At 69.9% G+C, this 18523-nt stretch carries 19 protein-coding genes and 1 tRNA gene; 11 read left to right on the forward strand and 9 right to left on the reverse strand.

Annotated features, from left to right (window positions below; translation table 11 throughout):
• Window positions 1-180: 180 nt before the first annotated feature.
• Window positions 181-735, reverse strand: coding sequence for a tetratricopeptide repeat protein (locus tag Tfont_RS05295; RefSeq protein WP_068610219.1), 555 nt, complete (start codon window positions 733-735; stop codon window positions 181-183).
• A 101-nt stretch (window positions 736-836) separates the two neighbouring features.
• On the opposite strand from Tfont_RS05295, the gene cysS reads away from it, so the two are divergent.
• From cysS to Tfont_RS05325, 6 genes are all read left to right on the forward strand, one after another.
• Window positions 837-2213 (forward strand): cysteine--tRNA ligase, encoded by a 1377-nt coding sequence (gene cysS, locus Tfont_RS05300; protein ID WP_143968666.1) that lies wholly within the window; start codon window positions 837-839, stop codon window positions 2211-2213.
• Window positions 2210-2896, forward strand: coding sequence for a DNA-3-methyladenine glycosylase family protein (locus tag Tfont_RS05305; RefSeq protein WP_082955529.1), 687 nt, complete (start codon window positions 2210-2212; stop codon window positions 2894-2896). The genes cysS and Tfont_RS05305 overlap by 4 nt, the downstream gene beginning before the upstream one ends.
• A gap of 73 nt (window positions 2897-2969) precedes the next feature.
• On the forward strand, window positions 2970-3947 hold the full coding sequence (locus tag Tfont_RS05310) for an acetyl-CoA carboxylase carboxyltransferase subunit alpha (protein WP_068610215.1): 978 nt from the start codon (window positions 2970-2972) through the stop codon (window positions 3945-3947).
• Window positions 3892-4989: a tRNA lysidine(34) synthetase TilS gene (gene tilS / locus Tfont_RS05315; protein WP_260682278.1), complete on the forward strand. Its 1098-nt coding sequence runs from the start codon at window positions 3892-3894 to the stop codon at window positions 4987-4989. The genes Tfont_RS05310 and tilS overlap by 56 nt, the downstream gene beginning before the upstream one ends.
• An 83-nt stretch (window positions 4990-5072) precedes the next feature.
• Window positions 5073-6356: an aspartate kinase gene (locus Tfont_RS05320; RefSeq protein ID WP_068610211.1), complete on the forward strand. Its 1284-nt coding sequence runs from the start codon at window positions 5073-5075 to the stop codon at window positions 6354-6356.
• 55 nt (window positions 6357-6411) lie between these two features.
• Window positions 6412-6504 (forward strand) — tRNA-Ser (locus Tfont_RS05325).
• A gap of 123 nt (window positions 6505-6627) precedes the next feature.
• On the opposite strand, the gene rmuC is transcribed toward Tfont_RS05325, so the two are convergent.
• Window positions 6628-8457: a DNA recombination protein RmuC gene (gene rmuC / locus Tfont_RS05330; protein WP_143968667.1), complete on the reverse strand. Its 1830-nt coding sequence runs from the start codon at window positions 8455-8457 to the stop codon at window positions 6628-6630.
• A 115-nt stretch (window positions 8458-8572) separates the two neighbouring features.
• Between rmuC and Tfont_RS05335 the strand changes: the two genes are divergently transcribed.
• The gene (locus Tfont_RS05335) at window positions 8573-9622 is read left to right on the forward strand and encodes an asparaginase (protein ID WP_260682279.1); all 1050 of its coding nucleotides are present in this window, start codon (window positions 8573-8575) and stop codon (window positions 9620-9622) included.
• A 21-nt stretch (window positions 9623-9643) separates the two neighbouring features.
• Here the strand turns inward: Tfont_RS05335 and adk are convergent, their stop codons facing one another.
• From adk to Tfont_RS05365, 6 genes are all read right to left on the reverse strand, one after another.
• Window positions 9644-10300, reverse strand: a complete 657-nt coding sequence (adk, locus tag Tfont_RS05340) for an adenylate kinase (protein ID WP_143968669.1) — start codon at window positions 10298-10300, stop codon at window positions 9644-9646.
• Between the two features lie 148 nt (window positions 10301-10448).
• Window positions 10449-11234, reverse strand: a complete 786-nt coding sequence (kdsB, locus tag Tfont_RS05345) for a 3-deoxy-manno-octulosonate cytidylyltransferase (RefSeq protein WP_068610206.1) — start codon at window positions 11232-11234, stop codon at window positions 10449-10451.
• A 13-nt stretch (window positions 11235-11247) separates the two neighbouring features.
• Window positions 11248-11457: a Trm112 family protein gene (locus tag Tfont_RS05350; RefSeq protein WP_068610633.1), complete on the reverse strand. Its 210-nt coding sequence runs from the start codon at window positions 11455-11457 to the stop codon at window positions 11248-11250.
• Window positions 11458-11484: 27 nt separating this feature from the next.
• Window positions 11485-12561 carry a tetraacyldisaccharide 4'-kinase gene (lpxK, locus tag Tfont_RS05355; RefSeq protein ID WP_143968670.1) on the reverse strand — a complete coding sequence of 359 codons (1077 nt, stop codon included), beginning with the start codon at window positions 12559-12561 and terminating at the stop codon, window positions 11485-11487.
• The gene (locus Tfont_RS05360; protein WP_143968671.1) at window positions 12561-12980 is read right to left on the reverse strand and encodes an ExbD/TolR family protein; all 420 of its coding nucleotides are present in this window, start codon (window positions 12978-12980) and stop codon (window positions 12561-12563) included. Before Tfont_RS05360 ends, lpxK begins: the two co-directional genes overlap by 1 nt.
• A gap of 31 nt (window positions 12981-13011) precedes the next feature.
• A complete protein-coding gene (locus Tfont_RS05365) occupies window positions 13012-13647 on the reverse strand; it encodes a MotA/TolQ/ExbB proton channel family protein (protein ID WP_143968672.1) in 636 nt (211 codons plus the stop codon).
• 284 nt (window positions 13648-13931) lie between these two features.
• Here Tfont_RS05365 and xseA point away from each other — a divergent pair, with 284 nt between their 5' ends.
• On the forward strand, window positions 13932-15239 hold the full coding sequence (gene xseA / locus Tfont_RS05370; RefSeq protein WP_143968673.1) for an exodeoxyribonuclease VII large subunit: 1308 nt from the start codon (window positions 13932-13934) through the stop codon (window positions 15237-15239).
• A 127-nt stretch (window positions 15240-15366) separates the two neighbouring features.
• Window positions 15367-15954, forward strand: coding sequence for a superoxide dismutase (locus tag Tfont_RS05375; protein ID WP_068610196.1), 588 nt, complete (start codon window positions 15367-15369; stop codon window positions 15952-15954).
• A 69-nt stretch (window positions 15955-16023) separates the two neighbouring features.
• On the opposite strand, the gene Tfont_RS05380 is transcribed toward Tfont_RS05375, so the two are convergent.
• Complete coding sequence (locus tag Tfont_RS05380) at window positions 16024-16581, reverse strand: DUF192 domain-containing protein (protein ID WP_260682280.1); 558 nt, start codon at window positions 16579-16581, stop codon at window positions 16024-16026.
• Between the two features lie 97 nt (window positions 16582-16678).
• Here Tfont_RS05380 and icd point away from each other — a divergent pair, with 97 nt between their 5' ends.
• Window positions 16679-17932, forward strand: coding sequence for an NADP-dependent isocitrate dehydrogenase (gene icd, locus Tfont_RS05385; RefSeq protein WP_068610192.1), 1254 nt, complete (start codon window positions 16679-16681; stop codon window positions 17930-17932).
• A 157-nt stretch (window positions 17933-18089) separates the two neighbouring features.
• On the forward strand, window positions 18090-18446 hold the full coding sequence (gene clpS, locus Tfont_RS05390; protein ID WP_068610190.1) for an ATP-dependent Clp protease adapter ClpS: 357 nt from the start codon (window positions 18090-18092) through the stop codon (window positions 18444-18446).
• The last annotated feature ends 77 nt before the right edge of the window (window positions 18447-18523 follow it).

Below are 18523 nucleotides of genomic sequence, written 5' to 3' on the forward strand. Positions count from 1 at the left end.
GCGGGTCGGGGACCTGCCGTAGAGGGGGACACAGAGGATGGGGACGGTTGGGACGACTGGGCGTGGGCGGCGGACCAGCCGAGCAGGGCGCTGCCCGCCAGCAGGCCGAGCGCGGCCCGGCGATGCGCGAAGAAGGTTGGGATCGTCATGGCAGATGAGAGGCGAAGACGGTGCCGGGGTTCAACGCGGGGCGTCGGCCCCCAGCAGGTCGCGCAGCGCCCGCGACCGCTCGCCCAGGCCGGGGCTGTCGGGTTGCAGGGCCAGGGCGCGCTGCCAATGGCCCAGCGCCAGACGGGCATACACGTCGCCCAGGTTGCGGTGGGCGGTGGCGTAGTCGGGGTTGAAGCGCAGGGCCGACTCGAGTGCCGCGCGCGCCTCGGGCAGGCGCCCTTGGGCGGCGTGCAGCACGGCCAGGTTGTTGTACGGCTCGGGCAGCTCCGGGTAGGTCTGGGTCAGGCTTTCGTAAACCTGGCGCGCGCCATCCGCATCCCCCTGGTTGGCCAGCACCACGCCCAGCAGCAGGCGCGCCTGCGGGTCGGTGGGGCGCTCCTGCAGCCATTGTTCCAGCCTTTGCCGCGCCAGTGCCAGCTCGCCGGTGGCGATCAGGCGCTGGGCCTCGGCATAGGGGGCGGTCGGGGGCGCGCTCTGCGCCGTGGCAGCCAGCGGCAAGCCGCCCAGCAGCGCCGCGCCCAGGCTCAGCGCCAGGCCAAGGCGGCGCGCGCGCGGCCGGCGCATCACGGGGCGAAGGGGGTGAAACAGATCGGGCATCGGTGCACAATACGCGCCTTTCGGCTGATTGTAGCCCGGGGGTTCGCGCCCGCCGGGCGGGTATCGTCATGACCCTGTGCATCTACAACTCGCTCACCCGCCGGCTCGATCCGCTGGAGCCGCTCGAGCCCGGCCACGTCCGCATGTACGTCTGTGGCATGACCGTGTACGACCTGTGCCACCTGGGTCATGCGCGCTCGATGGTGGCGTTCGACGTGGTGCAGCGCTGGCTCAAGGCCAGCGGCCTGCGGGTGACCTATGTGCGCAACATCACCGACATCGACGACAAGATCATCGCCCGCGCCCTGAAGAACGGCGAGACCATCCGCAGCCTGACCGACCGCATGGTCGAGGCGCTGCACGCCGATGCCGATGCACTTGGTATCCAGCGGCCCGACTTCGAGCCGCGCGCCACCGAGTTCGTGCCGCAGATGCTCGACCTGATCGGCCGCCTGGAGGCCAAGGGCCTGGCCTACCGCAGCGACAACGGGGACGTCAACTATGCGGTGCGCGCCTTTGCGGGGTACGGCAAGCTCTCGGGCAAGAGCCTGGACGAGCTGCGCGCGGGCGAGCGCGTCGCCGTCGGCGACGGCAAGCGCGACCCGCTCGACTTCGTGCTGTGGAAGGCGGCCAAGCCCGAGGAGCCGGACGAGGCCAAGTGGGACAGTCCCTATGGCGTGGGCCGCCCGGGCTGGCACATCGAGTGTTCGGCCATGAGCTGCGAGATGCTGGGCGAGAGTTTCGATATCCACGGTGGCGGGGCCGACCTGCAGTTCCCCCACCACGAGAACGAAATCGCCCAGAGCGAAGGCGCAACGGGCAAGCCGCTGGCGCGCATCTGGATGCACAACGGCTTCGTGCGCGTGGACAACGAAAAGATGTCCAAGAGCCTGGGCAACTTCTTCACCATCCGCGAGGTGTTGGAGAAGTTCGATGCCGAGACGGTGCGCTTTTTCATCGTGCGGGCGCACTACCGCAGCCCGCTCAACTACAGCGACCAGCACCTGGAGGACGCACGCGCGGCGCTCAAGCGGCTCTACACCACGCTTGATGCGGTGCCGCCCCAGCCCGTCGCCGCCATTGACTGGGCCGAGCCGCATGCGGCGCGCTTCAAGGCCGCGATGGACGAGGACTTTGGCACGCCGGAGGCGGTGGCGGTGCTGTTCGAGCTGGCGGCCGAGGTCAACCGCACGCGCGATGCGCGCCTGAGCGGCCTGCTGCGCGCACTCGGCGGTACCCTGGGCCTGCTGCAGCAAGACCCCCAGGCGTTTTTGCGCGCCGGCGCCGGCCTGGACGAGGCCGCCATCGCCGCGCGCATCGCCGAGCGGGCCGCGGCGAAGGCGGCGCGCGACTTCGCCACGGCCGACCGCATCCGTGCCGAGCTGGCCGCGCAGGGCATCGTGCTCAAGGACGGCCCCGGCGGCACCACGTGGGAGCGCGCATGAGCGCAGCCCGCCGCGCGCCCGACGGCGCCTGTGTGCCGCCGGCGGCGCTGCCGGCCGGCGACGGCTTCGTGCCGGCGTTCTGGGCGCAGGCCTGCGACCATCTGGCCGGGCGCGATCGCGTCATGGCGCGGCTGATCCCGCAGTTTCCGGGCGCTTGCCTGCAGTCGCGCGGGGACGCCTTCACCACGCTGGCGCGCAGCGTGGTGGGGCAGCAGATCTCCGTCAAGGCTGCGCAGGCCGTCTGGGAGCGGCTGGAAGCCTGCCTGGGCGGCTGCACGGCCGCGGCCGTGCTGGCCCGCGCGCCCGAGGAGCTGCGCGCCGCCGGCCTGAGCGCGCGCAAGGTGGAGTATTTGCTCGACCTGGCGCGGCACTTCGACGATGGCCGCATCGATCCGGCCGCCTGGCACGCGATGGACGACGAGGCCATCATCCGCGACCTGACGGCGATTCGCGGCATCGGCCGCTGGACGGCCGAGATGTTTTTGATTTTTCACCTGATGCGCCCGGACGTACTGCCGCTGGACGACGTCGGGCTGCTGCGCGGCATCAGTCAGTGCTATTTTTCCGGCGAGCCAGTCAGCCGCAGCGACGCGCGCGAGGTCGCCGCCGCCTGGGCGCCGTACCGCAGCGTGGCGACTTGGTATATTTGGCGCTCGCTGGATCCGGTCCCGGTGGCGTACTGAACCCCGCCGGCCGGGCGCGTGTGCCGCGCGCCCATCGGCGACACGAGGGCCCGAGCGCCCGTGGAGTGACAACTTGGCCAAACGCAACTTTCTGGATTTCGAGCAGCCGATCGCGGAACTCGAAGCCAAGATCGAAGAGCTGCGCTATGTGCAGACCGAGTCCGCGGTCGACATCTCCGAAGAGATCGACCGCCTGAGCAAAAAGAGCCTGCAGCTCACCAAGGACATCTACAGCAAGCTCACGCCGTGGCAGGTCACCAAGATCGCGCGCCACAGCGACCGGCCCTACACCCTGGACTATGTGCGGGCCATCTTCACGCACTGGACCGAGCTGCACGGCGACCGCCACTTTGCCGATGACCAAAGCATCGTCGGCGGGCTGGCGCGCTTCAACGGCCAGCCGTGCGTCGTCATCGGTCACCAAAAGGGGCGTGACACCAAGGAGCGCGCGCTGCGCAACTTCGGCATGACCAAGCCGGAGGGCTACCGCAAGGCGCTGCGCCTGATGAAGCTGGCCGAGAAGTTCCGGCTGCCGGTGTTCACCTTCGTGGACACGCCGGGCGCCTACCCCGGCATCGACGCCGAGGAGCGCAACCAGTCCGAGGCGATCGGGCGCAACATCTTCGAGATGGCCCAGCTGGAGGTGCCGATCATCAGCACCATCATCGGCGAGGGCGGCTCGGGCGGTGCGCTGGCCATCGCCGTGGCCGACCAGGTGCTGATGCTGCAGTACGCGGTGTACTCGGTGATCAGCCCGGAGGGCTGCGCCTCCATCCTGTGGAAGACCGCCGACAAGGCGCCCGACGCCGCCGAGGCGCTGGGCATCACCGCGCACCGCCTCAAGGCGCTGGGGTTGGTGGACAAGATCGTCAGCGAGCCGGTGGGCGGCGCGCACCGCGACCCGCAGCAGATGGCCGCGCTGCTCAAGCGGGCGCTGGCCGAGTCGCTGCGGCACGTGGTGGATCTGGAGCCGGCCGAGCTGATCGAGCGCCGCCATGCCCGCCTCAATGCCTACGGGCGTTTCAACGACACCAAGGCCAGCCGCGGCTGAGCCCGATCCGCGCCCCGCCGACCCCACGGCCGACCCCGCCGTGCTGGCCGCGCTCGATGCATGGTGGCGCCGTCACGGCGCCGCGCTGCCGTCCGGGGCGGGGCTGGGGGTGGCCTTCAGCGGCGGGGCGGATTCCACATCGTTGCTGCTGGCGGCGGCTGCGCGCTGGCCGGGGCGGGTGCACGCCCTGCATGTGCATCACGGCTTGCAGGCGGCGGCGGATGCCTTCGAAGCGCATGCCGCGGCCACGGCGGCCCGCTGGGGCGTGGCGTTTGCCGCCTTGCGTGTCGATGCCCGGCCCGCCCCGGGGGACAGCCCCGAAGACGCCGCGCGCCGTGCCCGCTACCGGGCGCTGGCCGATGCCGCCCGGGCGCGGGGCCTGGCCGCCGTGCTGCTGGGGCACCATGCGCAGGACCAGGCGGAAACCCTGCTGCTGGCGCTGACGCGCGGGGCGGGGCTGCCGGGGTTGGCCGGCATGCCCGAGCGGCGCTGCATCCATGGGGTGTGGTTTGGCCGGCCGCTGCTGGCGCTGGACGGCGACGCGCTGCGGCGCTGGCTGGACGGGCAGGGCATCGCCTGGGTCAGCGACCCGACCAACGCCGATCCTGCCTACACCCGCAACCGCATCCGGCTGCAGGTCATCCCCGCGCTGGCGCAGGCGTTTCCCGCGTATGCCGCAACCCTGGCGCGCAGCGCGCGCCACGCCGCGTCGGCCCAGCGCCTGCTGGACGAGTTGGCGGCCGAGGATCTGGCGCGGCTGGGCGATCCCCCCGCGCTGGCTGGGCTGCGCGCCTTGTCGCCGGAGCGCGCCATCAATGCGCTGCGCCACTGGCTGCGCCAGCGCCACGGCGCCAGCGGGACCGAGGCCCAATGGCAGGAAGTGGCCCGGCAGATCGCCGCAGCCCGCACGCGCGGCCATGCCATCCGGCTGCGGGTGGGCGCCGGCTACCTGTTGCGGGCGGGCCCGGTGCTCGACTACCGGGCCGATGTCGCGGCCCCGGCGGGGCCGGGCGCGGGGCAGGCCGTGCCTCGCCCCCTATAATGGCAGGGTTTGCCCGGGGGTGGCCCGGGCGCCCCCGCCGGCCCCCGCGCGTCGCGGCCGGCCGTCACACCCGCGAAATCTCCATGGCACTGATCGTTCACAAGTACGGCGGCACCAGCATGGGCTCGACCGAGCGCATCCGCAACGTCGCCAAGCGCGTCGCCAAATGGGTGCGCGCCGGCCACCAGATGGTCGTCGTGCCCAGCGCGATGAGCGGCGAGACCAACCGCCTGCTTGGCCTGGCCAAGGAAGTCGCCCCGGCCAAGCCCGGTGACGCCTACTACCGCGAGCTGGACCAACTGGCAGCCACGGGCGAGCAGGTCTCGGTCGGGCTGCTGTCCATCGCGCTGCAGGCCGAGGGGATCGAGGCCGTCTCCTACTGCGGCTGGCAGGTGCCCATCCGCACCAACAGCGCCTACACCAGGGCCCGCATCGAATCCATCGACGACCAGCGCATCCGCGCCGACCTCGATGCCGGGCGCGTGGTCATCATCACCGGCTTTCAGGGCGTGGACGCCGGTGGCAACATCACCACGCTGGGGCGTGGCGGCTCGGACACCTCCGCGGTGGCCGTCGCGGCCGCGATCAAGGCCGACGAGTGCCTGATCTACACCGACGTGGACGGCGTGTACACCACCGATCCGCGCGTCGTGCCCGAAGCCCGGCGCCTGGAGCGCATCAGTTTCGAGGAAATGCTGGAAATGGCCAGCATGGGCAGCAAGGTGCTGCAAATCCGCTCGGTGGAGTTTGCGGGCAAATACCGGGTGCCCATCCGCGTGCTGTCTAGCTTCACCCCCTGGGACATCGACATCCACGAGGAGGCCCGCTCCGGCACCCTCATCACCTTCGAGGAAGACGCATCCATGGAACAAGCCGTCGTTTCCGGCATCGCGTTCAACCGCGACGAGGCCAAGGTCTCGGTGCTGGGCGTGCCCGACAAGCCCGGCATCGCCGCCCAGATCCTGGGCGCCGTGGCCGATGCCAACATCGAGGTCGATGTCATCATCCAAAACGTCAGCAAGGACGGCAAGACCGACTTCAGCTTCACCGTCCACCGCAACGATCTGGCCCGCACGATCGATGTGCTCAAAGCGCAGGTCGTGCCGGCCCTCGGCGCGGCCGACGTGGTGGGCGACGCCCGCATCTGCAAGGTCAGCATCGTCGGCATCGGCATGCGCAGCCATGTGGGTGTGGCCAGCCGCATGTTCCGCTGCTTGGCGCAGGAGGGCATCAACATCCAGATGATCTCCACGTCGGAGATCAAGACGTCTGTCGTGATCGACGAGAAGTACATGGAGCTGGCCGTGCGCGCGCTGCACCGCGAGTTCGACCTGGATCAGCCCGCCGACACCCTGCAGGGGGCCTGATTTTCCGGATTCCGGGCCGTCATCCCCCAAACTTGGGGCATAATGTCGGTTCTTCGGAGTGATGACCGAGAGGCCGAAGGTGCTCCCCTGCTAAGGGAGTATGCGGTGTAGAGCCGCATCGAGGGTTCGAATCCCTCTCACTCCGCCAGCACAAGCCTCCCATCCGCCCATCAGGCTCGGGAAGGACAGAGCCCCGCACGATGCGGGGCTTTTTGTTATGCGATGCGGGCGTCGGGCTGCGGAAACAGCCGACGATCCAGGCGGAGTGCCATCACCCCTCCCCGCCGTCGCGGCCGTTCGTCGCCATCGGATCGCCCGTCCCCTCGTCGTCCAGCGCCAGCAGGTCGGCCGCTTCCAGGCCCGTCGGGGAGTCGGCGGGCAGTTCTTCCACCCCGCGCAAGCGGCGTTCGATGGCCCGCGTGCGCACGCCGATGTCGCTGAACTTTTTGGCCGCGTTGTCGATGGATTTGCGGGTGGCTTCGATGGTGTCGCCGAATTTGCGGAATTCCGTCTTGACGCTGGCCAGGATGTTCCAAACCTCGGACGAGCGCTTCTCGATGGCCAGGGTGCGAAAACCCAAGCGCAGGCTGTTGAGCATGGCGGCCAGGGTGGTTGGCCCGGCGATCACGACACGGTGGTCGTTTTGCAGCGTTTCGACCATGCCGGGGATGCGGCAAATCTCGGCAAAGAGCCCCTCGGTCGGGACGAACAGAATGGCAAAGTCCGTCGTTTTCGGCGGGGCGACGTATTTTTCGCGGATTTTCTTGGCTTCGGCCTTGACGGCGGCCGCAAAGGCGTTGCTCGCCTTGAGGACCTGCTCCTTGTCACCGCTGTCGTGGGCGTCGAGCAGGCGCTGGTAGTCCTCCACCGGATACTTGGAGTCGATGGGCAGCCACACGGCCTCGTGGTCGTTTTTGCCCGGCATTTTGATGGCGTACTCGACCAGGTCCGCGCTGCCCTCGACCGTCTTGACATTGCGATCGTACTGTTCGGCCGTCAGCAGGCTCTCGATGATCGCGCCCAGCTGCACCTCGCCCCAGGTGCCGCGTGTGCGGACATTGGTCATGACGCGCTTGAGATCCCCCACACTGCCGGCGAGGTGCTTCATCTCGCCCAGGCCGGCGTGGACCTGCTCGAGCCGTTCGCTCACCAGGCGGAACGAGTCCCCGAGGCGCTGCTCCAGGGTCGCGTGCAGCTTCTCATCGACCGTGCGGCGCATTTCTTCGAGCTTGGCGGTGTTGTCCGCCTGGATGGCCGCCAGGCGCTCGTTGAGGGCGTGGCGCAGTTGCTCGGCGCTTTGCTGCCAGCCCTGGGTCATGGTTTGCAGTTGTTGCGCCACGGCCTCCTGCAGCGTCGCAAACTGGCGGTGCATGTGGCCGCTCGTGGCTTCCAGCAAATCCTTGAGGGCCGTCGCCAGGGTGCCCAGCTGTGAGGAGACGTCCTTCTTGAGCGTATCGAGGGTCGTCGCGGTGATCTGGCCCAGCGCCTCGAAGCGGTTCTGAATCTGCTGCTCGAAGGCGTGCGCATTTTGGGCGAGCGTCAGACGCGCGGTTTGCGTCTCGTCCGACAGGGCCTTCAGCGTCGTGGACAGATCTTTGCGGAAGGCCTCCAGCGCCGCGGTGAGTTCCTGGCGGGCCGTCGCCGCATCGGCCTGCGCCTGGGCAAACTGCGCCGTCTGCGCCTGGGTGGCTTCGGCCAGCCGGGAGAGCAGGGCGTGCTGCAGCGAGTCGAATCGTTGCCCCATGGACGCATCGAAGCCCCCGATGCGCTGCTCCAGGCGGGCCGCGAACTGTTGAAATGCCCCGGTCAGTTCGTTGCGGCCGTGGCGCGACTCGTCCATCATCAGCGCGAGCTTGGCATCCAGGTTGTGGTGGGTGTTTTGGGTGAAGTCGCGCAGTTGCGCATCGAGCCGTGTCAGGCCGGCATCGGCGCGGGCCCCCGCCTGCGCCAGCCCCTGCAGGGCCTGCTCCATGACACCGATGCGCGCCGCAAGGTCGGCCGGGGTGTCGAAGCGGGGCCGGCGCAGCAACAGCACCAGCAGCAGCACGGCGTTGATCAGGCCCAGGCCCAGCCCGGCGAGCATGAGGGTGTCGGGGGTCATCGGGATCTCCCTGTTTGGCGTTCGCGGCGTGCGGCAGCCGCCCTGCCGTCGCCAGCCGGCGCTACGTTAGCATAGTGCGGAACATTCAAAGGTTTGTCATTTCACGGGCCGAATCATGACGATGGTCGCGATGACGGAGGGCCGTGCGGCGCAGCCGCCGCGCGTGCTGGTGGTGTTGGGCATGGGCGGAACGATCGCGGGCCGCGCCGCCAACGCGCAGGATGTGGTGGGGTACCAGGCCGGGGTCGTGCCGGTGGCCGACCTGTTGGCGGGGTTGGTGCCGCCCGAGGGCATGCGGCTAGAGGCCGAGCAGGTTGCCAACGTGGACAGCAAGGACATGACGCCCGCCCTGTGGCAGGCGCTGCTGGCGGCCGCGTGGCGGCACCTGCAGCGGCCGGAGGTGGCGGCGTTGGTCATCACCCACGGCACGGACACGCTGGAGGAGACCGCCTGGCTGCTGCACGCGGTGCTGCAACCGCGCCGGCCGGTGGTCCTGGTGGGGGCGATGCGGCCGGCCTCGGCGGCAGCGCCCGATGGCCCGCAGAACTTGGCCGATGCCCTGACCCTGGCGGGGGATGCCGTCGCGCAGACGGCGGGCGGGGTGTGGGTGACGCTCGCCGGGCGCGTATTCGATGCCCGCGCGGTGCGCAAGGTGCATCCGGCTCGGGCGGATGCGTTCGGTGCGGGCGATGGCGGCCCGGCGGCCTGGGTCGAGGCCGGGCGCGTGCGGTGGCTGGCCCAGCCTGCCGCCGTCTCACCCCACCCCGATCAGGCGGCGCGTGTGCAGGCCGTGTTGACCGCGCAGCGTTGGCCGCGGGTGGAGTGGATCAGCAGCCACGGAGGGGCGGATGGGGCGCTGGTGCGCGCCCTGCTGCGGCAGCGGCATGCCGCCGTGGCCGGTGAAGACGCCGATGCCCCATTGGCCGGCCTGGTGGTGGCCGGCACGGGCAACGGCTCGTTACATACCGAACTGGTGGCGGCCCTCGCCGACGCCGAGGACCAGGGGGTGACCGTCTGGGTGACGACCCGCTGCCCCGAGGGCGAGGTGATTCCCGGCGACGGCGGGCGGGCGCGGCGCCCGTTTGCGGTGACGGATCTGCCGCCTGCCAAGGCCCGGCTGGCGCTGTCGCTGCACCTGCTGTGGCAGCAGGCCGCCCTGAGCTGAACGCCCCCGGGGCCGGCGCGTTCAGTTGGCCAGTGCCGCGAAGACGCGCTGGGTGATCTCCTCCACCGTGCCCAGACCGCTGATGACGCGGTATTTGGGGGCGGTGGCGGGGTCTTGCTTGGCCCAGCCGCTGTAGTAATCCACCAGCGGCCGGGTTTGGGCGGCGTAGACGTCCAGGCGCTTGCGCACGGTTTCTTCCTTGTCGTCGTCGCGCTGGATCAGGGGCTCGCCCGTGACGTCGTCCACCCCGTCCACCTTGGGGGGGTTGAACTTGACGTGGTAGGTCCGACCCGACGCCGGGTGGACGCGCCGGCCGCTCATGCGCTCGATGATGGCGTCGAACGGCACATCGATCTCGAGCACATAGTCGATGCGCACCCCGGCCTGGCGCATGGCCTCCGCCTGCGGAATGGTGCGCGGAAAACCGTCGAACAGAAACCCGTTGGCGCAATCCGGCTGGGCGATGCGGTCCTTGACCAGATCGATGATCAGGCCGTCGCTGACCAGGCCGCCGGCATCCATGACTTTCTTGGCCTCCAGGCCCAGCGGCGTGCCGGCCTTGACGGCCGCGCGCAGCATGTCACCGGTCGAAATCTGCGGAATGCCGTACTTCTGGCAGATGAACGCGGCTTGCGTGCCTTTGCCAGCGCCCGGAGCGCCCAACAGAATCAGTCTCATGGGTTTCCTTTACTCGTCGCGATCGTGTTAGCGGGGCCGCTGCGCGGTGGGGTGCCTCGCAGACCGGCGGCGGCTGGCGCTCGGCCAGCGCCAAAGAATAGCATGCGCACCCCGACACAGCCTTACAGGCTGCGATACCACTGGGGGTTCAGCCGTGCAGGTGTGCCCACAGGGCGCGGACGCGCTCCAGGTCCTCCGGGGTGTCTACACCGGGGCCGGGGGCGTGCTCGGTGACGGTGACGGCGATGCGCTCGCCGTGCCACAGCACGCGCAGTTGTTCCAGCGCTTCGCAGCGCTCCAGGGGCGCGGCCGGCAATTGCGGAAAGCGCCGCAAAAACCCGGCACGGTACGCATACAGGCCGATGTGCCGCAGCGGCCGCGCCTGCGCGGGCCAGGTGGCGAGGTCCAGCTCGCCATCGTGGCACGGTGCGTCACGCCACCAAGGCATGGGCGCGCGGCTGAAGTACAGCGCCGTCGCCCGCCGGTCCAGCACCACCTTGACGACGTTCGGGTTGAACAGCTCCGCCGCCGTGGCGATCGGGTGGGCGGCCGTCCCCACCGCGCAGTCGGGGCGGTCCTGCAGCACCTGGGCCACGGCCCGCACCAGCGCCGGGTCGATCAGTGGCTCGTCTCCCTGGACGTTGACCACCAGCGCGTCGTCGGGCAGCCCCAGCCGGTCCACCGCCTCGGCCAGCCGGTCGCTGCCACTGGGATGGTCCACCCGGGTCAGGAGGGCGGCGACACCCGCGGCGGCGCATGCGTCGGCGATTGCCGCGTCGTCGGTCGCGACGGTGCATGAGCGGGCCCCACTGACCAGGGCGCGCTGGGCCACCCGCACGACCATCGGGGCGCCGCCGATGTCGGCCAGCGGCTTGTCGGGCAGGCGGGTGGAGGCGCGCCGCGCCGGAATCACGACGTGGAAATCGACAGGCATGGCGTCGGCAGCGTCAGGGGGCCGCGGGGCGCGGCGGGGCCAGCCGGTCCAGTTCGGCCTCGTCCAGGGCGCGGGCTTCGTTTTCCAGCATGATGGGGATGCCGTCGCGGATCGGGTAGGCCAGCCGGGCTCCGCGGGAGATCAGCTCCTGCGTCTCGCGCGCATACACCAGCGGGCCCTTGGTGACGGGGCACACGAGCAGTTCGAGCAGCTTCGGATCCATGGCGGGCATCATAGCGCCTTGGATCGGTCAAAGCGCAGGCCGTGGGCGCAGTCGTTCCAGATGCCGATCCACCGCCGCAAACCACGCCGGCTCGGGGGTGAACACCAGCGGTACGCGCCACAGCGATGCCTGCCCGGGCAGGGGCGGGTCGTGCAGACCGTGCAGCTTGATCGCGTCCTTGTCCGTGCACAGCCAGACGCGGGGCGCCCCGGGGGCTGCGGTGGCCTCGCGCAGCGCGGCGCCGATCTGGTCGGCCGACGCATGATCGGGCAGCGCCAGGGTCTGCGCCAGGGCAAGCCCCCGTTGGCGCAACAGGGCAAAAAACGCCTGCGGCCTGGCGATGCCCGCCAAGGCCCCCACTGGCGTACCCTGTGCCGCCCAGTCGCCCAGCGCGTGGCGGTGGCCCCGGGCATCGACGGCATCGGCCGCCAGGGCCCGGGTCGCGGCAAACTCGGCATACGGGTGGGCACGGGGGGGGCGCCGCGGCGGGGCCGTGCGCAACACCAGCGCCGGTCCGCCACCCCAAATGGGGCCGGGCCAGGGCTCGCGCAGCGGCCCGGCCGGCAGCAGCCAGCCGTTGCCCACGTCCCGGTCGTCGAACACGACGATCGTCAAATCCCGCGCCAGGGCCCAGTGCTGCATGCCGTCGTCGCTGACGACGATGTCCACCTCGGGATGGCGCTGCAACAGGGCGCGGGCGGCGGCCGGGCGGTCCCGGCCCACGGCGAGCGGCGCGCCGGTCTCGCGCACGATCAGGGCCGGTTCGTCGCCGCAGCGCTCGGGGTCGGCCGCGTCCTCGACGACGTGCAGATCCTGACCGGGCCGCCGGCCGTGGCCGCGCGAGACGACGCCGGGGTGCCAGCCCCGCGCCTGCAGGTGGCGCACCAGCGCGATGACGGTGGGCGTCTTGCCCGCCCCGCCGACCACGACATTGCCGACCACCACCACCGGCACCGGCAGTCGCTGCGCCTGCCGCCCGCCCAGACGCCACGCCAGCGCGCGCCCGGCCAGCACCGCGCGGTACAGCGCGGCCAGCGGCAGCAGACTGCAGGCCAGCGGCCCCCGCCCCAGCCAGGCCGATGGCAGGTCCAGGCCGACGGGCATCAGCGGCGCTCGCCGTGCTGTGTGGCAAACGTGATCTGCACCAGGCCGACCTGCCGCGCGGCGTCCATGACGTTGATCACCGACTGGTGGCTGGCCGCCGCGTCGGCCTGGATGACGAGCAGACTGTCGTTGCGCGAGGCCTGGCTCGCGCGCAGCGCGGCCACCAGCGCGTCGACCCCGTGCGCGTCCAGCACGCGGTTGTCCACCGCATAGCGCCCGTCCGGCCCGACCGTGACCACGATTTCGGTGGGGCTCTGCGGGGGCGGCTCGGCATTCGCGACCGGCAGGTTGACCTGCAGCGCGGTCGCCTGGCTGAAGGTGGTCGTGAGCATCAAAAAGATCAGCACCACCAACAGAATGTCGATGAACGGGATCAGGTTGATCTCCGGTTCCTCGCGGTTGCCGTGTCGGAAGTTCATGCAGACCTCGCGCAGGGGAGAGGGCAGGGGGTCAGCGGCGCAGGGTGAGCAGGTGGTGGACGAACCGTTCGGCCCCCACCTCGAGCTGGAGCAGGAACGCATCCGCCCGGGCCCGGTAGTAGCGCCAGAAAATCAGCGCGGGGATGGCGATCATCAGGCCGAAGGCCGTGTTGTAGAGCGCGACCGAAATGCCGTGCGCGAGCTGCGCCGGATTGCCCCCGCCCGGCATCAAGCCCCCGGGGCCGGCCTGCGAGCCGAAAATCTCGATCATGCCGATCACCGTCCCGAGCAGGCCCAGCAGCGGTGCCGCCGACGCCACGGTGGCCAGCGCCCCCAGGTAGCGCTGCAAGTGCGCTGCGGCCAGGCGGCCGGCGGATTCCAGCCCGGCGCGCAGCTCGGCCTCGGTGGCGCGGGGGTTGGCCTGCAGGGTGCGAAATCCGCTGGCCAACACCGAGCCGAGCAGCGAGTTGTCGGCCAATTGATCGACCACGGTGGGCGGGGGGACGCCATGCCGCGAGGCCTGGATGGCTTCGTCCACCAGTTGGGGGGGCGCGATCTTGCTGGTTCGCAGGCTGATGGCGCGTTCGATGACGAGCGTCAGACCGAGGACGGAGCACGCGATCAGCGTCCAAATGGGCCAGCCGGCGGCTTGTATGATCGACAACAAGGGGGTTCTCCTGGGCGGCGGTCGCTGCGCGCATTATGGAGCAGGCCCTGTGGGGCGGGCGCGTGGGGCCGCCCAATCCATGCGGTCGTCCGGCCTGTGGATAAGCTTGTGTGCAACCCGCCTGCTGCCCTTGGGATGGACTGGATGTGGACAGCCTGTGAATCCCGGCTTTCCTCTGGGCGGGTAAAAAATCTGTTTTTTGACAAGGACTTGGCGATGACGTTCGGGTGTCATGCGGGCTGCGATCCACATGTCGCTGCCGGGGGCGAACTGTGGGCAACCCCATGAGCGGATCGCCTTGGCCGCCGTCGGACGACGAGCCCGCCTGGCCCGTGGGGGCCTTGGTGGCGGCCGTCGCCGATGCGCTGCGGGCGCGCTTCAACCCCGTGCGGGTGAGCGGCGAGGTGGCGGGCTACCTGCGCGCCGGCAGCGGCCATGCCTACTTCACGCTGAAGGACGCGCAGGGGCAGTTGCGGTGCGCGTTTTTTCGCCGCGCGGCCGAGGTCAGCGCCGTCGCCTTGCGCGACGGCCTGCGCATCGAGGTGCTGGGGCGGCTGGATGTGTATGCCCCGCGCGGGGACCTGCAGCTCGTGGTCAAGCGCGTCCGGCTGGCGGGGCAGGGGGATTTGTACGAGCGGTTTTTGCGCCTGAAGGCCACGCTGCAGGCCGAAGGCCTGTTCGAGTCGGCGCGCAAGCGGCCGCTGCCGGCGTTTCCGGCGAGCGTCGGGGTCGTCACATCGCTCGACGCGGCTGCCCTGCGCGACGTGGCCACCACCCTGGCGCGGCGGGTGCCGCATTTGCCGGTGCGGCTGTACCCCGCCGCGGTGCAGGGGGCCGATGCGCCGGCCCAGTTGTGCGCCGCGTTGCGCCGCGCCTACCAGGACCACCGCGACACCGGAGCGCCGGCCGTGCTGTTGCTGGTGCGCGGTGGCGGCTCGCTGGAAGACCTGTGGGCCTTCAACGACCCCGACCTGGTGCGCACGATGGCCCAGGCGCCGATGCCCATCGTCTGCGGCGTCGGGCACGAGACGGATGTGACGCTGGCGGACTTTGTCGCGGATGTGCGGGCGCCGACGCCGACCGCGGCGGCCGAACTGTGCGCCCCCGCTGCCGCCACGCTGCGCGAGGCGCTGCAGCGCCAGGCCGAACGCCTAAGCGCGGCGCTCTGGCGCCGGATCGATGCACAGGCGCAGCACCTGGACCGGCTGGCGCAGCGGTTGGGGCGGCCGTCCGCCCTGACCGCCCGCGAGCGCGCCCGCCTGCAGGCGCACGAGCACCGGCTGGAGCGCGCGCTGGCGCTGCGCATCGACCGGCAACGCCAACACCTGCTGCGGCTGGAGCAGGCGTGGCAGTCCGCAGGGCGACGCGACACCGAACGGCGCCGGCTGCGGCTGGAGCGCTGGGGCGCCCAACTGGCCCTGTTGGACCCCCAGTTGGTGCTGCAGCGGGGCTACGCCCTGGTCACCGACGCCCAGGGCCATGTCGTCACCCGCGCCGACCAGACGGCGCAGGACGCCCCCCTCCACGTGGCCCTGGCGGCAGGACGGCTGGATGTGCGGGTGAGCGCCGTGCATGCCGGCCCGGCGCCTTGATCCCGCGGCCGCGACCGCGCGGCCGGGATCCCGCGCCGCCTCCGGGGACACGGCGAGCCTGCCATGCGGCTGCCATAGCCCTTCCCTACAATCCGAAGGTTCGACCACAACCCAAAGAGGACACACCATGGAACACACGCTGCCCCCCCTGCCGTTTGCCATCGACGCCCTGGAGCCGCACTACTCCAAGGAGACGCTGGAGTACCACCACGGCAAGCACCACAACGCCTACGTGGTCAACCTGAACAACCTGCAAAAGGGCACCGAGTACGAGTCGATGGCGCTGGAGGACATCATCCGCAAGGCGCCCAACCCCGGCCCGATCTACAACAACGCCGCGCAGGTGTGGAACCACACCTTCTTCTGGAACTGCATGAAGCCCAATGGCGGCGGTGAGCCGACCGGCGCGCTGGCGGCGGCCATCAACGCCAAGTGGGGCAGCTATGCCGCCTTCCGCGAGGCCTTTGTCAAGAGCGCGGTCGGCAACTTCGGCTCCGGCTGGACCTGGCTGGTCAAGAAGCCCGACGGCAGCGTCGATATCGTCAACACCGGCGCCGCCGGCACGCCGCTGACCACCGCCGACAAGGCGCTGCTGACGGTGGACGTGTGGGAGCACGCCTACTACATCGACTACCGCAACCTGCGCCAGAAGTTCGTCGAGACTTTCCTCGACAAGCTGGTGAACTGGGAGTTCGCGCAGGCCAACTACGCCTGACGGCGCGACGCCCTGGCCCCATCCCGACAGAGGGGCCGGGGCCCTGAAGCGGGTGGCTCGCCCGCCCCTTCAACGCCCGCCAAACGGCCCGCCGGCCAGCCGAAAGCCGGGGCCGATGCCCCGCTTGGCAAACCAGCCCTGCGCGACCTCGAGCACGTAGCGCACGGGTTCGCGCGAGCAGTGGCTGGTCTCGTCGAGCGGGCGCATGTCCGCCAGGTTGACGATGCGGCCATCGTCCGCGACGAAGGCAGCCGTCAGCGGCACATAGGTGTTGCGCATCCAAAAGCACTGCACGGCCGGCGCCTCGAAGACGAACAGCATTCCTTCGTTCGCGGCCAGCTCCCGCCGCCACATCAGGCCGATCGAGCGCTGCTCGTGCGTCAGCGCCACCTGGGCATCGATCAGGTGCATCCCGGCGCGCAGCGACACGCGCGGCAAGTCCGTCTGGGCAGCCTGAGCCCGCTCGGGGGCGGGGGGCTGCACCGCTGCCGCCGGAGTCGCGCACAGCCCCATGGCCAGGGTCAGCACCGCCCAGAACCCCGCGCCTACCGGGCACCGACCGCGCTGCCACCGGCCGGACCAAGGGCGGCGGTGAAGGGCGGCCGGCAGGCGGAGCGGGGCAGGCATGGCGTCAGGTCCACGGAGGTTTTGTCGATAGAATCGATTCTAGAGCCCAGCGCCCACTCGGTGCTGTGGCGCATTACGCCCTACGGAGACCCCGCTTATGTATCAGCACATCCACGTGCCCGCTGAAGGCCAAAAGATCACCGTCAACGCCGACATGTCGCTCAACGTGCCGGACAACCCGATCATCCCGTACATCGAGGGGGATGGCACCGGCTTCGACATCACCCCGGTGATGATCAAGGTGGTGGATGCGGCGGTGGCCAAGGCCTACGGCGGCAAGCGCAAGATCCACTGGATGGAGGTCTACGCGGGCGAGAAGTCCACCAAAGTCTACGGGCCCGACGTCTGGCTGCCGGAGGAAACCCTGCACGCCCTCAAGGAATACGTGGTTTCCATCAAAGGCCCGCTGACCACCCCGGTCGGTGGCGGCATCCGCTCGCTCAACGTTGCACTGCGCCAGGAACTGGACCTCTACGTCTGCCTGCGCCCGGTGCGCTACTTCAAGGGCGTGCCCTCGCCGCTGAAGGAGCCGGAAAAGACCGACATGGTCATCTTCCGCGAAAACTCGGAAGACATCTACGCCGGCATCGAATACCCGGCGCAGAGCGACAAGGCCAAGAAGCTGATCAAGTTTTTGATCGAAGAGATGGGCGTGACCAAGATCCGCTTCCCGGAGACCTCGGGCATCGGCATCAAGCCCGTGTCCATCGAGGGGACCGAGCGCCTGGTGCGCAAGGCCATCCAGTACGCGATCGACAACGACAAGCCCAGCGTGACACTCGTGCACAAGGGCAACATCATGAAGTACACGGAAGGCGGCTTCCGTGACTGGGGCTATGCGCTGGCGCAGCGCGAATTCGGCGCCGAGCCGATCGACGGCGGTCCGTGGTGCAAGTTCAAGAACCCCAAGACGGGCAAGGACATCGTCGTCAAGGACTCGATCGCCGACGCCTTCCTGCAGCAGATCCTGCTGCGCCCGGCGGAGTACTCGGTGATCGCGACGCTCAACCTCAACGGCGACTACATCTCTGACGCGCTGGCGGCGCAGGTGGGCGGCATCGGCATCGCCCCGGGCGCCAACCTGTCCGACTCGGTCGCCTGCTTCGAGGCCACGCACGGCACGGCGCCCAAGTACGCCGGCAAGGACTACGTCAACCCCGGCTCCGAGATCCTCTCGGCCGAGATGATGCTGCGCCACATGGGCTGGAAAGAGGCGGCCGACCTCATCATCAGCAGCATGGAAAAGGCCATCCAGAGCAAGAAGGTCACCTACGACTTCGCGCGCCTGATGGAAGGTGCCACGCAAGTGTCGTGCTCGGGCTTCGGCCAGGTCATGATCGACCACATGTGATCGCTGCGCGGGCCGGGACGTGCCCGCGCCGTCCGCCGCGCCGGTCGGGCGTAATCCCTGGCGACCCACGCTGCCGCCGCCCCCTGGGGCGGCGGTGCTTTTTGGGCGACGGACGGCCAGGCCGCACCCCATGTGGGGGTGCCGAATTTATTGCAGAATGATTGCCATGGCCACGACACCAAAACAACCCGATCTGACCCCGAGCGTGCCCGGTGGCGGCGATGCGGTGGTGTTGGAGCGTCGCCGCCAGCGCGTGCAGCCGCCCAAGATGTACCAGGTCGTCCTGCTCAACGACGACTTCACGCCGATGGAGTTCGTCGTGCGCGTGCTGCAGGAGTTTTTCAACAAGGACCGCGAGACGGCGACCCAGATCATGCTCAAGATCCATGTGCACGGGCGCGGCGTGTGCGGCGTCTACACCCGCGATGTCGCCGCCACCAAGGTCGAACAGGTCACCCAGGCCGCACGGGCCGCGGGGCATCCGCTGCAGTGCGTGGCGGAACCCGTTGAATAACGAGAACTCCGCCCCACATACCCGAGTGTGCCGGTGGATGCATCGCGCTACAGTTGAACCCCGAAGTGAAGGAAGTG

Source organism: Tepidimonas fonticaldi, assembly GCF_007556755.1.
Lineage (GTDB): Bacteria > Pseudomonadota > Gammaproteobacteria > Burkholderiales > Burkholderiaceae_C > Tepidimonas > Tepidimonas fonticaldi.

What these genes read in the sequence shown, in the direction of transcription:
- Tfont_RS05295 (WP_068610219.1), bottom strand. Translation starts at nt 735, where the DNA reads ATGCGCCGGCCGCGCGCGCGCCGCCTTGGCCTGGCGCTGAGCCTGGGC.
- cysS (WP_143968666.1), top strand. Translation starts at nt 837, where the DNA reads ATGACCCTGTGCATCTACAACTCGCTCACCCGCCGGCTCGATCCGCTG.
- Tfont_RS05305 (WP_082955529.1), top strand. Translation starts at nt 2,210, where the DNA reads ATGAGCGCAGCCCGCCGCGCGCCCGACGGCGCCTGTGTGCCGCCGGCG.
- tilS (WP_260682278.1), top strand. Translation starts at nt 3,892, where the DNA reads ATGCCCGCCTCAATGCCTACGGGCGTTTCAACGACACCAAGGCCAGCC.
- Tfont_RS05320 (WP_068610211.1), top strand. Translation starts at nt 5,073, where the DNA reads ATGGCACTGATCGTTCACAAGTACGGCGGCACCAGCATGGGCTCGACC.
- rmuC (WP_143968667.1), bottom strand. Translation starts at nt 8,457, where the DNA reads ATGACCCCCGACACCCTCATGCTCGCCGGGCTGGGCCTGGGCCTGATC.
- Tfont_RS05335 (WP_260682279.1), top strand. Translation starts at nt 8,573, where the DNA reads ATGACGATGGTCGCGATGACGGAGGGCCGTGCGGCGCAGCCGCCGCGC.
- adk (WP_143968669.1), bottom strand. Translation starts at nt 10,300, where the DNA reads ATGAGACTGATTCTGTTGGGCGCTCCGGGCGCTGGCAAAGGCACGCAA.
- kdsB (WP_068610206.1), bottom strand. Translation starts at nt 11,234, where the DNA reads ATGCCTGTCGATTTCCACGTCGTGATTCCGGCGCGGCGCGCCTCCACC.
- Tfont_RS05350 (WP_068610633.1), bottom strand. Translation starts at nt 11,457, where the DNA reads ATGGATCCGAAGCTGCTCGAACTGCTCGTGTGCCCCGTCACCAAGGGC.
- lpxK (WP_143968670.1), bottom strand. Translation starts at nt 12,561, where the DNA reads ATGCCCGTCGGCCTGGACCTGCCATCGGCCTGGCTGGGGCGGGGGCCG.
- Tfont_RS05360 (WP_143968671.1), bottom strand. Translation starts at nt 12,980, where the DNA reads ATGAACTTCCGACACGGCAACCGCGAGGAACCGGAGATCAACCTGATC.
- xseA (WP_143968673.1), top strand. Translation starts at nt 13,932, where the DNA reads ATGAGCGGATCGCCTTGGCCGCCGTCGGACGACGAGCCCGCCTGGCCC.
- Tfont_RS05375 (WP_068610196.1), top strand. Translation starts at nt 15,367, where the DNA reads ATGGAACACACGCTGCCCCCCCTGCCGTTTGCCATCGACGCCCTGGAG.
- Tfont_RS05380 (WP_260682280.1), bottom strand. Translation starts at nt 16,581, where the DNA reads ATGCCTGCCCCGCTCCGCCTGCCGGCCGCCCTTCACCGCCGCCCTTGG.
- icd (WP_068610192.1), top strand. Translation starts at nt 16,679, where the DNA reads ATGTATCAGCACATCCACGTGCCCGCTGAAGGCCAAAAGATCACCGTC.
- clpS (WP_068610190.1), top strand. Translation starts at nt 18,090, where the DNA reads ATGATTGCCATGGCCACGACACCAAAACAACCCGATCTGACCCCGAGC.